At 53.5% G+C, this 12,350-nt stretch carries 8 protein-coding genes; 3 read left to right on the top strand and 5 right to left on the bottom strand.

Annotated features, from left to right (window positions below):
• Window positions 1–387: 387 nt before the first annotated feature.
• Window positions 388–2,145 carry a glutamate mutase L gene (locus tag AB1L42_RS09190; protein ID WP_367053592.1) on the bottom strand — a complete coding sequence of 586 codons (1,758 nt, stop codon included), beginning with the start codon at window positions 2,143–2,145 and terminating at the stop codon, window positions 388–390.
• A 231-nt stretch (window positions 2,146–2,376) separates the two neighbouring features.
• Window positions 2,377–3,450, bottom strand: a complete 1,074-nt coding sequence (locus tag AB1L42_RS09185; RefSeq protein ID WP_367053590.1) for a peptidylprolyl isomerase — start codon at window positions 3,448–3,450, stop codon at window positions 2,377–2,379.
• A gap of 381 nt (window positions 3,451–3,831) precedes the next feature.
• Here AB1L42_RS09185 and pyrE point away from each other — a divergent pair, with 381 nt between their 5' ends.
• The 3 genes from pyrE to mutS all read left to right on the top strand — a co-directional run bounded on the left by pyrE (window position 3,832) and on the right by mutS (window position 8,833).
• Window positions 3,832–4,386: an orotate phosphoribosyltransferase gene (gene pyrE / locus AB1L42_RS09180; protein ID WP_367053588.1), complete on the top strand. Its 555-nt coding sequence runs from the start codon at window positions 3,832–3,834 to the stop codon at window positions 4,384–4,386.
• Between the two features lie 224 nt (window positions 4,387–4,610).
• Window positions 4,611–6,008, top strand: a complete 1,398-nt coding sequence (locus AB1L42_RS09175; protein WP_367053586.1) for a glucose-6-phosphate isomerase — start codon at window positions 4,611–4,613, stop codon at window positions 6,006–6,008.
• 119 nt (window positions 6,009–6,127) lie between these two features.
• Window positions 6,128–8,833, top strand: coding sequence for a DNA mismatch repair protein MutS (gene mutS, locus AB1L42_RS09170; protein WP_367053584.1), 2,706 nt, complete (start codon window positions 6,128–6,130; stop codon window positions 8,831–8,833).
• Window positions 8,834–9,000: 167 nt separating this feature from the next.
• On the opposite strand, the gene AB1L42_RS09165 is transcribed toward mutS, so the two are convergent.
• From AB1L42_RS09165 to ispG, 3 genes are all read right to left on the bottom strand, one after another.
• The gene (locus AB1L42_RS09165; RefSeq protein WP_367053582.1) at window positions 9,001–9,486 is read right to left on the bottom strand and encodes a hypothetical protein; all 486 of its coding nucleotides are present in this window, start codon (window positions 9,484–9,486) and stop codon (window positions 9,001–9,003) included.
• Between the two features lie 217 nt (window positions 9,487–9,703).
• Window positions 9,704–11,017, bottom strand: coding sequence for a dihydroorotase (locus tag AB1L42_RS09160; RefSeq protein WP_367053580.1), 1,314 nt, complete (start codon window positions 11,015–11,017; stop codon window positions 9,704–9,706).
• A gap of 118 nt (window positions 11,018–11,135) precedes the next feature.
• Window positions 11,136–12,296 (bottom strand): (E)-4-hydroxy-3-methylbut-2-enyl-diphosphate synthase, encoded by a 1,161-nt coding sequence (gene ispG, locus AB1L42_RS09155; RefSeq protein ID WP_367053578.1) that lies wholly within the window; start codon window positions 12,294–12,296, stop codon window positions 11,136–11,138.
• Window positions 12,297–12,350 lie beyond the last annotated feature (54 nt).

Genomic DNA, 12,350 nt, shown 5'->3' with positions numbered 1-12,350 from the left:
CGTTGGAAAGCACTTCAGCCACCTTTTTCCGAATTCGATAAGTCACTACAAGAACAAGGGTTTTGTCGTTGACAGACTGACAAAACACGATCTCGTCGGGAAGAAACGTCCCTGTTTTGAGCGGTTCCGACGTCAGAAGGTTCGCGAGTTTCGCTGGAAATTGATTCGCGTCGGGGTGGCTTCGATCAAAAAGGCCGACGGGAAATTATTCTCAAATGAATTGAGATCGATTGGAAGCGATATTTTCACCGAAGGTGGATCAACTCGAGAAACAGACCTGTTCGTTAGAGCATTTTTTGATTTGGTGTACACAATTTCGCACGAGCAAGCACAGCCTTTTAACTTGTGAAACAGCGCAAGAGAGTCCACAGGAAAGAGGAACTTGCTCTAATCGTCCGGCCAGAGTGGACGCCCGCGACCATCGAGAATCAGCCCGACCGTTCCCCCCTTTACGGTTCTCGAGACACTCTTGCCTTTCCCAGCACCAACGTCGAGCCCTCGTCCCGGAGTGATTGTGACGTCCGCAGTCTCTCCCCCTTCCAGCGGAAAAATGACCTGTTCTCCGAAGTAGATCTCGCCTTCTTCCGAGAGAGTCGAACCGGAAATGCGATAACTCATCGCAACCCGTCCCAGCTTCGTCACTCCCTTGGGTGCGATGACCGTTCCCAATGAAATCAAACAATCCTTCTCGAAGACTTCCAAGGCTGCTTCCGGATGCACAGCTGCGAGAACACCGAGATGCGGCATCATGAAAATGCTGTCTTTGGCCAGTTCCGTGAACCCTTCGGGCTCGAACGCATCGATCATCATCTGAGCTGTCTGCAACATTTCCGGGGCATGCGAGAGAACTCCGCCCGAGGCAACGAGGAGATCGAGCTTCATGTTGTCGACAATTGAACGACCTCCCCCTTCCTGAACGAACGTGTCTCCAACCGTTCGCTGCTGCTGAACTCCCTTCAACGTCGTGGCAAACTCTTTGTGCTGTTGATACGCCAATCGAAGAGCCTCGCGCGCGACTGCTTGTTCGAAGACAAGAGCTTCTGCCGTTTGCGGAATCGTCGTCGGGCGAATCATTTTATTCTTCACGCGGTTGCGAAGCTCGCGCTCGTCCATCGTTTGGTCAGCCCATCTCAAGACATTCTCCATGCCCGCTTCCGAGCAAACATTGGAGATGGAATAACTCATCCCCAGATTCGCACTCACGGTCCGGTTGAATGTTGGAGAACCGTCCGCCCCTTCGAAAACGCTAAAGACATCCGTCGTCGCTCCGCCAATATCGACGCCGACGCAGTTGATCTGCCGTGCGCGGGCGATCTGTTGCAGAATATCGCCGACAGCCCCGGGAGTTGGCATGATGGGCGTGTCCGTCAGCTTCATGAGCCGATCGTAACCCGGCGCGTGTGCCATCACATGTTCGAGAAACAGGTCGTGAATGCAGTCTCTCGCTGGGGCGAGATTCTCGAATTCCAATTCGGGCCGCACATTGTCGACGACAGACAGCGTCACCGACTCGTCAAATGTCTCGGAAACTTCAGAGGCTGCTTCCTTATTGCCTGCGAAGATCACGGGCATCCGGTAATTGCTTCCGAATCGCGGTTTCGGTTTGGCTGGAGCAATCAGTTCAGCAATCTGCACGACGTGCTTCTTCGTCCCTCCGTCGGTGCCGCCAGCCATGACGACCATGTCGGGTCGCAAGTCACGAATGCGTTTGATTTGATCGTGCGGTCTTCGTCGATCGTTGGAAGCAATCAAGTCTAAGACGATCGCCCCTGCCCCCAATGCCGCTCGCTCTGCGCTGGCCGCCGACATCTCACGTACGACACCAGTCACGAGAACCTGAAGCCCTCCGCCGGCACTTGACGTGGAAATGTAAATGTCGCAGCCGTCATTCCCCTGAGCCGGTCGAATCAGATTTCCGTCATCATCAAGTAGACGACGTCCCGAGAGCTCCGCCACTTCGGCAGCTGCATTGCGAACTCCAACGGTCACGTCCGCGACTGGTTCTTCAACGGTGGTCGGCGCCTCGCCTCGGAATGTTTGTCGATAATGACCGTCGACCTTCTCAATCAAAATTGCCTTCGTCGTCGTGCTTCCGCAATCTGTGGCAAGAATGACATTGATTTTCGATGGGTCGAGATCAGGCATAACAACTCGTCAATCGCAGGCACTGAAGGAATTTCAATGTTCGGATCGTAACTCGAAACCGCCCCGAACGGAATTGCAGGGTCGCGAACTGCATTGCGTTCGAATTGAGTTTTGCTCGACACACGTTCAGAAGAGAAGATTGATTGATTGTCAGTTTTCCCCACCGCGCACAAAACAACCCGCCCTGAGAGAACTCAGAGACGGGTTGTGAAGATTCAAGCAGTTTCGATTCTATTGTCCGGCACCAGCGGGTGTGCTTCCGGAAACTTGGCGAATCTGCTGTCCTGGACGTGGACCAGTTGTGGTTCGAGTCAGGAAGTTGTCGACGCGTGCGTCGTTCTTGATTTTGTCGAAGACCTTCGCGACGGCGATTTGTGTCTTCTCTTCTTTAAGCTGTTTGAACAGGTCATTCCAGACTTCACGGATATCGGTGACGACTGGCTCAGTCTGACCTTCGCACTTCAAGATCACGTAGCGGCTTTGTGCTACTTGAATCACACCTGAGATTTCTCCAGGCTGCAATTTGAAGGCAGCATCTTCAACCACTTTTTCGACTCCATGTTTCCGAATTGGAGGAATCGAACCGCCAAGCGGACGGCTGTTGGGGTCTGAAGAAAACTCCATCGCCAGACGATCGAAGTCATTCGGGGCTGCTTTACACTTCTCCCAAATCTGATTTGCCTGACGAATACTTCCGTCGACGACAATCATTCGGGCTTTCACGCGAGGACCGTAATCGCGTTCGAATCCGTCCTGCATATCCTGCTCGGTGACGTCCACATCTTGACCAGCAAGTTTCTTGAGAGCGATCATCGGCCAGATCACGTCGTCGTGATACTGTTCCTTCGTCAAACCACGCTCTGCCTGCAGCATCTGGTACCAGGTATCGAGCGGAAGATTGAACTTCTTCGCATTCGCTGCGACTTCTTCCTGCACTTCTGCGGCGGTGACGGATACGCCAGCGGCCTGACAGGCTTGTTGAATGACAAGTCGGTTGATCAGGGTATCGAGCACATCTTCGCCGTGGCGAGACACACACTCCTGAGCGACCACATCGTAGGTGATTGCCTGGTTGTTGACTTTCGCCAGAACTCGCGTTGAGTTCTGCTGCAACTGCACCTGACCAGTCGCATCATTTGTTGTCTGCGATGCAGCCGGGCTCGGCTGAATGAACTGAAAACCAACCGCTGCGACGACGACCAGAACGACCGTTCCAATCACATAGGTCAGCCAATGTTGTTTTTTTGTCCGACTCGACTGCGTCGGCACCGCTGAATTCTCCGGGGAGTGATTCCGTTCACTCATTGCAAATACTCCGTCCGTGAAAGTGTTTCGTTAGGGAGTTGCGATAACATCACAAGTTTTCAGGTACTGAATTCGACGATTTACCGAAAATTTCGAATTTGGGTCAAGATGATTCTCCGATTTGCCGACACCCAATCCTCGTCGCTGTAAGATTTACAATCTGCACAAGTTTTCTAGTTCAAGCGTGAGGATCCGGCTGGATTTCGACATTCGCTTCTCAGGTGAGTTTTGGCTGGACCATCTATGCGTGAAACTCAATCGAATGAAACTTGCCGCAGCCGGTCCGCTTTCAATTCCAGCTATTCCCGATAGCATGAGAATTCTTGCGGCGGCGCTCAGAGAAAACGCCCTCAACACAATACAGTTCCGGGACATTTGAAGATGTACAACAAACAAGAATTGATGGATTTGTTCCGAGAGCGAGCACTGAAGTTCGGCGATTTCACGCTAGCCTCTGGGAAAAAGGCCAAGTACTACCTCGACGGTAAGCAGGTGACTCTTCACGCGCGGGGCCTCAGCCTCGTCAGCCAAGGTTTTCTCGATCTTCTCGATCCGAGCATTGATGCCGTCGGTGGAATGTCGATCGGAGCCGACCCGATTGTCGCGGGCATTCTCTCAGCGGCGGCGAGCAAACAGTCCGACCTGCTTGGCTTTCTCGTTCGAAAAGAATCCAAAGGTCACGGAACCAACAAATTCGTCGAAGGTCCCGTACAACCCGGAATGAAAGTCGCCATCGTTGAAGATGTCGTCACAACAGGGGGCAGTTCGCTCTTGGCCATCGAACGGGTTCAGGAGTTTGGCTGCGAAGTCAAACAAGTCCTCTCCATCATCGATCGCATGGAAGGGGGAGCCAACCGCTTTCGCGAACTCGGCTTCGACTTCCAATCGCTGCTGACCATCGAAGACTTCGGAATCACACCACCTGAGCCATCGTAGTTCTTCGGTCGGCTCACAAATTCGGGACACATCTCAGCTGCAACATCTGACTGAATTCCCTGAGTGACAGTTCAGCCTGTACTCGCTTGAAGAGTCTGCTTCAGCTTTTCGCTGTGCTCACTTGTGCGAGGATGAGCGTTTTCACTCCAATCAACGCTCTCGTCACCTTTCAATCTACATCGACAGCGCTTCGCATCTCCATTCGAACCAACAAGGACATCGGAATGCCAAACTCCATTTCCTTTTCACCTCAAGCTGCCGGATTTCTCATCGAAAAACAGTATTCGATGCTCACGGAACATCTGCACGCAGCACGAGACGAAGCCTTTGCCGACGTTGCATTGAGAACTTCGGGAGAAGAAATCCCGGAAGCCAAACAGCCTCTCGATAGCGGATTCATTGACCTTCCCGAAAGACTGCTCAAGGGAGAAGACGGTCTTCTGGAGAGCATCGAATCTTCAGCGAAAACGCTTCGCGATCAAATCGATCGCATGGTCGTACTCGGAATTGGCGGGTCGTACATGGGGCTTCGGGCACTCTTCGAAGCGCTCTGCGATCCCTACCACAACGAACTTTCACGCGAAGCGAGGGGAGGAAATCCCCGCCTGTATTTCGAGGGAAACAACCTCGACAACGACTCGATGAGTTCTCTGCTGAATCTCCTGAAGACTCAATGCGTCGATCCAAAAGAGCTGGCAGAGCGATGGGGAATCGTAGTCATCAGCAAGTCGGGCGGAACCCTCGAAACGGCCGCAGCGTTCCGCATTTTCCGGGAAGCCCTCGAAGAGTATTACGGCCCTGACTCTCCGGAAGCGACGGAACTCGTCGTCCCAGTCACCGGAGAAACAGGTAAGCTTCGCGACCTTTCCAACAAACGCGGCTATCAGCAGACATTCCCGATCCCTGACGGCGTCGGTGGAAGATTCTCCGTCTTCACAGCTGTCGGACTCTTCCCGGCGGCGGTCCTCGGCATCGACGTTCGCGCACTCCTGCAAGGAGCAGCCGACATGACCGAGCGGTGTCGAACGAAGCCCGCAGGAGAGAATCCTGTTCTCGATTACGTCGCCACCTGCCATCTTCTCGAACGTGATCACGGAATGGATATCCGAGTTCTCTCGACATGGGGGAATCGACTCGAATCGACCGGACTCTGGTACGACCAGCTTCTCGCTGAAAGCCTCGGAAAACACGAACGAGGCGCGACTCCACTGACCGTCGTCAACACTCGCGACTTGCACAGTCGGGGCCAACAACACCAGGAAGGCAAACGAGACCGAGTCATCAACAACATCATCCCGGGTGTCCCTGCCTCGTCTCCGATCTCGCTGCCAAAATCCTCCGACGATCTCGATCAGGACCTGCTCAATCGAATCGCAGGCAAGACAATTCCGGAACTTCTTGATGCGGCCATCGAGGGAACGAATCAGGCTTACGCAGAAGATCAACGCCCGACGACCGATCTGAAGCTCTCCAAGATTGACGCCTACGCAATGGGACAACTGCTGCAGTTGTTCATGCTGGCAACAACGATCGAAGGCCGTTTGATCGGGATCAACCCTTACGGCCAGCCGGGAGTTGAAGCTTACAAGAACAACATGGGCCGCATTCTTTACGGTTCATAACCCGGCCAGCAGTTGAATGCGGCGGATCTTCAATCACAGTTGATGAGACCCGCCGCAGATCGACACCGCCTTGCTGAATTCCCTTCGTCGACTCTCCTGATCTCGAATCTGAACTGAAAATGGCCGGCAAAAAATCCAGCAAATTGACTCCCATGATGCAGCGCTACATGGAAGTCAAATCAGAGACCCCAGGCACGATTCTCTTGTTTCGCATGGGGGATTTTTACGAGCTGTTTCACGACGACGCAGAGATCGCCGCGAAAATTCTGGGACTGACGCTCACCAGCCGCGACAAGTCTTCGTCGAATCCGATTCCCATGGCGGGGTTTCCGTACCATTCTCTCGAAGGTTATCTGCATAAACTCATTTCTGCCGGGCACAAAGTTTCCATCTGCGATCAGGTCGAAGACCCTAAAGCTGCCAAAGGACTCGTCCGTCGAGAAGTGACCCAAATCGTCACTCCGGGCACACTCACTGACGATGCGTTACTCGACCCGAAGGAAAGCAACTACCTCGCATCGATTTGTCCGACAAATGACTCGATTGGCCTCGCATGGCTGGAGTTGTCCACCGGACGGTTCTACTGCATGGAGGTCTCTCGCGAAAACGGAGAGCTTCCGCCACAGCTGGGAAGCTCTTCAGCTCTGATCGACGAAGTCGCTCGCATCCATCCGGCTGAGTGCCTCATTCCGGAGAACTGCAAGAGTGACGACATCCACAAGCAGCTGATCGAGTATGGCCAAACGGTTTTGACCGAACGACCAACCTGGTCATTCGCTGCGAACCAGTGTCGCGAGATTCTTCTCAAACACTTCGGGACAGCTACCCTCGAAGGTTTCGACCTCACTGAAGAAGACTCGGCCGGAATCACCGCTGCTGGTGCCTTGCTGGAGTACGTTCAGGAAACTCAGAAGTCGTCGCTCGGCCATCTCTCTCGACTGGAACCGTATCGCCGGGGAACAAGCCTTCTCATCGACGAAACAACTCGTCGCTCGCTTGAACTGACCCGAACACAGAGAGAAGGAAAACGGACCGGTTCGCTCATTAGTGTTCTCGACCAGACAAAAACCCCGATGGGTGCGAGGCTGCTCCTCGACTGGCTCTCAAACCCGTTGACCGACAAGCAGGCGATCGAACGACGACTCGACGCTGTCCACGAACTGACACAAGATTCAAAACTCTGCCGAGACATTCGAGAAAAGCTGAGCGACAGCTACGACCTCCAACGACTCGCTGCCCGCGTTGCCACGCGTCGAGCATCGCCACGCGATCTCGGTGCGCTGGGGAAAACTCTCACACTGCTCCCAGCTGTCAAAGCTCGACTCGCGGGCCGATCGTCCGATCTGTTGCAGACACTCGAACAACGGATCGAATTGTGCGAAGACATTCGGGCTGACATCGAATCCAACCTCGCAGACGAACTTCCGATCTCAACGACCGAAGGCGGAATCATCCGCGAAGGATACGACTCCAAGCTGGACGAACTTCGCGATCTTGCTCGCGGAGGAAAGACCTGGATTGCCAAGTATCAAGCCGAGGAAATCGAACGAACTGGAATCCCGTCGCTCAAAGTAGGATTCAACAAGGTCTTCGGTTATTACCTCGAAGTCACAGCTGCGCATCTGAGCAAAGTTCCTGAAGACTACATCCGCAAACAAACTCTCAAAAACCAGGAACGGTACATCACGCCGCAGCTGAAGGAATACGAAGAGAAAGTTCTGAGAGCAGAAGATCAATCGAAAGCACTCGAAGCGGAGCTGTTCCAAAGCCTGCGCGATCGTGTTGCGGACGAATGCCAGCGACTGCAACGAACCGCAGAGACACTCGCGGAAATCGATGTGCTGTCGAATCTCGCGACAGTCGCTGTCCAATCGAATTATCAGCGACCGGAGATCACGACCGAACCGGTTCTGGAAGTCGTCGACGGTCGGCATCCTGTTCTTGATCAGATGCAGCCATCGGGAGAGTTCGTCCCGAACGACGTGATGCTCGGCCTCAGTGAAGCAGGCAAGGATCAGCCATCCAAAGACGGTGACAACGAACAATCGTCCCCGGATCGACGCGATCTCATCGCTCTAATCACCGGCCCCAACATGGCGGGAAAGAGCACCTACATTCGGCAGGCAGCTTTGTTGACGATCATGGCTCAGATGGGATCGTTCGTTCCTGCAAAGTCCGCGAGAATCGGGATTGCTGATCGCATCTTCGCTCGCGTCGGAGCCAGCGATGAGTTAGGCAAAGGGCAATCGACCTTCATGGTTGAGATGACCGAGACTGCCCGCATCCTGAACACAGCGACTTCCAAGAGCCTGGTAATCCTCGACGAAATCGGCCGTGGAACCAGCACCTACGACGGAATCTCACTCGCCTGGGCGATCACTGAATTTCTTCATGATCACATCGAATGCCGAACGCTTTTCGCGACTCACTATCACGAGCTGACAGAACTCTCGAAAACATTACGGCAAGTCTGTAACTGGAACGTGGCTGTGCACGAGCAGGATGGCGACGTTGTCTTCCTGCACAAAATTGTTCCCGGCGCAGCTGATCGAAGCTACGGAATTCATGTCGCTCGACTGGCTGGCATTCCGCGAGAAGTCATCCAGCGGTCGGCAGTGATTTTGCAGACGCTTGAAGAAGATCATCAGGACGATCACGGGCAGGTCACCATCCCCGCTCGCGAGACCAAAGGGGCTCGTCAACTCACGCTCTTCGAACCGGAACCTCACCCGGTCCTCAGTGAGCTACAAGGTCTCAAGCTCGATGAAATGACTCCGCTGGCCGCTCTTCAGGAGCTGCATCGCATTCAAGGGAAACTGAAGTAGAAGAGCTTCGCGGCTTTCTGAACTGGTGTCCGAATCAATCGGAAGAAGCGATTCACTCACACAAAAAAAGAGGCCACCGTGCATTACGGTGACCTCTTTCTTGATCAGTCCTGACGAACGATTTCCCGCTCGTCAATTTTCATCGATTATATCTCGGTGAAAACGTCTTAGTGATCGTAGTTGACCACGAGTGTGTCACCACGAGCGGTGACTTTCACTGCGTATTTTCCGTAGCTGAAGATCATGCGATCTCCGCCTTTGCGGCAGATGACGTCTTCACACGCACATGGTGGAACGCAGATCTGAACGAAAACGCACTTCGGTTCGCAACATGGTTTGCAAGGATCGTAACATGGGTTTGGAACCGAAACGATCTTTGGAACCGCACATGGAGCGATCTTGCGAGCCTGAATCACTTTCACGCAGTTGTACAATTCGATCCCTGGGTTGTCGCAGGAATCGCAGATCACTGTGCCTGGAACAACAGTTCCGGCTGGAACAGGCTGAATCGACGCAGTTTCTCCTGCCGGAGTTGGGGCGTAATCGGCCGAGTAGGCCATCGCCAAAGTTTCCTGGGGAACCAAAATTGGCTCACGACCGTCAGCGATCGTGGTAGCTCCCAGCAGGACAGCAACAATCAGTACATTCTTCACTTCAATTCCCTCCTCGTTATCGCAGTTGGCCGAGAAACGTTTCTCAGTACCCCAACTGTAGAATTTGCCATCCTGGCGAAAATACCGGAGTTGTCTCGACTCCGAAAAAAGATGACACATCTTTCAGTTTAGAGATACTGCGCAGACAATGACGGTGTCAACGGTTCGGTAAGGATTGCCAGTTGCAAGAGCAACAGATCATCACGCGTTGATTTGATCAGGAATTTTTGCGGAAAATCGCTTCGCGCCCACGAGCTGTTTCGTCGACTTTTCCGTCCTGAAAAACGGTCTGACCATTCACCCAGGTCCGGACCGGCCAGCCGGTCAATTCGACGCCGTGCCACGGGCTCCACTTCGATTTGGTCAGTTGGTTTTCATCTCGAATTGTCTCCTGTCGAGACAGATCCACGAGGACCAGATCTGCATCGAATCCTTCCCGAATTTCTCCCTTGTTGGCGATCTTCCAGATTCGAGCGGGGGCTGCGCACATCCACGAGACGACTTGCTCAAGCGTACACTGCCCGCGATTGACTGCATCGAGCATGAGAGCCATCGAGTTCTCGACGGCCGGCAACCCGGATGGCGACTCCGGATAAGGGCGGTCTTTCTCTTCGAGCGTATGAGGAGCATGGTCCGTCGCGATGACTTCAATGACTCCGTCTCGCAATGCGTTCCAGAGTGCCCGATTGTCTTCAGCTGTTTTGATGGACGGATTCATCTGCACTCGTGAACCGAGTCGATCGTAGTCATCGATATTGAAGAACAGGTGATGCGGACAAGCTTCGGCAGTCACCCAGCTTGGACGATCCTTCAGAAACTCAGCCTCCTGAGCGGTCGAAACATGCAAGACATGAAATTGATGCTGATGCCGCGTCGCAAGATCAACCGCTCGTCGGGTCGAAATGATGGCTGCTTCGTGATCGCGAATTTTCGAGTGATCATGAATCGACGTTCCGCCGTTCACTCTCTCACGATTCGCTCGGACGGTCGCTTCATCTTCACAATGGGCACAGATTGGAAGTGTCGTTTCAGCGAAGATTCTTTCGAGTGCATCCTGCCCATCGACCAGCAAATTGCCAGTGCTGGAACCGATGAAAATCTTGATCCCCGGTGTTCGTTCCGCTGCTTTGAGAACATCGATGTTCTCCGGCGTTGCACCGACGTAGAAACCAAAGTTGACGACGCACTTGCCAGCGGCCAGATCAAGTTTAGCATCCAACGCCTCCAGAGAGGTTGTCGTTGGATTGGTGTTCGGCATCTCCAGAAAAGTCGTGATCCCCCCTTTGGCACAGGCCACTGATCCGGTGTGCAGATCTTCCTTATGAGTCAGTCCCGGATCGCGGAAGTGCACCTGATCATCAATCGCGCCCGGCAACAAATAGAGACCTTCAGCATCAACTGTTTCGTCAGCGGATGCTGTCTTCGGAGGATCGATGGCGAGAATTTTTCCGTTCTCGATGAGGACGTCATGCTTGCCTGTGCCCTGCGGCAAAACACATTGAGCGTTGCGAATCAGCGTTCGATCAGCCATGAGCTTGAACTTCTGTCAAAAGGAGTTTCAGGGCGAGTTCTAAAGCATCCTTAGATTCGGTTTGCACTCTCTCGCACGAGCAAACAGAGCGTTTGACGTTATGAAAGAGCAACTCGCTCTAGTCGACGCTGGCCGTCGCTTTTTCTTCGATGATCGCATCGAGTTCTTCGCGGAGGCGATCGAGAATTGTGTCGTAAGAATAGGCTCCGAGTTCTTTCGGTCCCTTTTTCAGATTGACGAACTTTGGACCACACCACAGGCCGAGATCGGCATCATCCGTTTCTCCGGGCCCGTTGACGCGACATCCCATCACGGCGATTGTCACCGCATGATCTTGCGCGTATTTGGTCATCTCCTTGACCTGTTGCGCGAGATCGATAAACGCTTCGTTTTCAACTCGCGAGCAACTCGGACAACTGATGATGTTCAGGCTCTCCAGCCCGAAATCGACAACACTTCTTACGCGACCAGCTGCGATGTCTGACAGAATCTGGCGACCAGCTGCGATCTCTTCCGGCTTGCGTGAGTTGGGAACGGTCAAAGAGACTCGGATTGTATCGCCGATCCCTTTGCTGATGAGCTGTTCGAAAGCAATTCGTGTTTTGATCACACCATCAGGAGGCATGCCAGCTTCGGTGACACCCAAGTGAAGGGGAATATCAGGTCGAGAAGAAGCAAAGCGGGTGTTGACCTCGATGACCTTCTTCGGGTCCGAATCTTTCAGTGAAACGCAGTAACGAGTAAAGCCGATGTCATCGAGAAATCCGCAGTGATCCAAGGCACTTTCAAGCATCGGCGAGATCGAATCATCTTCGTCGTACCGCTCTTTCTTGGCAGGGTCGACGGACCCACAGTTCACCCCGACTCGCATCGCGCAATCGTGTTCTTTCGCCACGTCTGCAAGATACTGGACCTTCTCTTGCCAGGGCTTGTCCCGCTCGTGATGGTAAAGATGTCCGGGGTTATAGCGGAGTTTGGAAACGAACGGAGCGATCACTTCGGCCAGACGATAGTTTTCCTGAAGGTCGACCGCCAGATTTGCAGTGACCTGCCGGCTAATTTCGGCCAGGGCTTCAGCGTCTTTTGAGCTATCAACCGCGACACGAACAACGTCCGCTCCTGCTTCGACCAGTGCGGAAATCTGTTCGACCGTGGCATCGATGTCTTTAGTGTGTGTCGCTGTCATGCTCTGGACAGCGATGGGGTGACCATCCCCGATGACGATTGAACCAATTCGAACTGCTCGAGTCGGATTGCGAGGAAGTGATCTGTCTTGCACGGTTATCAACCTTGATTCTGCAGAAGCGAGAACGCTGACCTCAGCGGACGAATT

The organism is Thalassoglobus sp. JC818, assembly GCF_040717535.1.
Lineage (GTDB): Bacteria > Planctomycetota > Planctomycetia > Planctomycetales > Planctomycetaceae > Thalassoglobus.
Note: the sequence above shows the minus strand (reverse complement) of the source record. Positions and strands in the feature narration are given on the sequence as shown.

What these genes read in the sequence shown, in the direction of transcription:
- AB1L42_RS09160 (WP_367053580.1), bottom strand. Translation starts at nt 11,017, where the DNA reads ATGGCTGATCGAACGCTGATTCGCAACGCTCAATGTGTTTTGCCGCAG.
- AB1L42_RS09175 (WP_367053586.1), top strand. Translation starts at nt 4,611, where the DNA reads ATGCCAAACTCCATTTCCTTTTCACCTCAAGCTGCCGGATTTCTCATC.
- pyrE (WP_367053588.1), top strand. Translation starts at nt 3,832, where the DNA reads ATGTACAACAAACAAGAATTGATGGATTTGTTCCGAGAGCGAGCACTG.
- AB1L42_RS09185 (WP_367053590.1), bottom strand. Translation starts at nt 3,450, where the DNA reads ATGAGTGAACGGAATCACTCCCCGGAGAATTCAGCGGTGCCGACGCAG.
- mutS (WP_367053584.1), top strand. Translation starts at nt 6,128, where the DNA reads ATGGCCGGCAAAAAATCCAGCAAATTGACTCCCATGATGCAGCGCTAC.
- AB1L42_RS09190 (WP_367053592.1), bottom strand. Translation starts at nt 2,145, where the DNA reads ATGCCTGATCTCGACCCATCGAAAATCAATGTCATTCTTGCCACAGAT.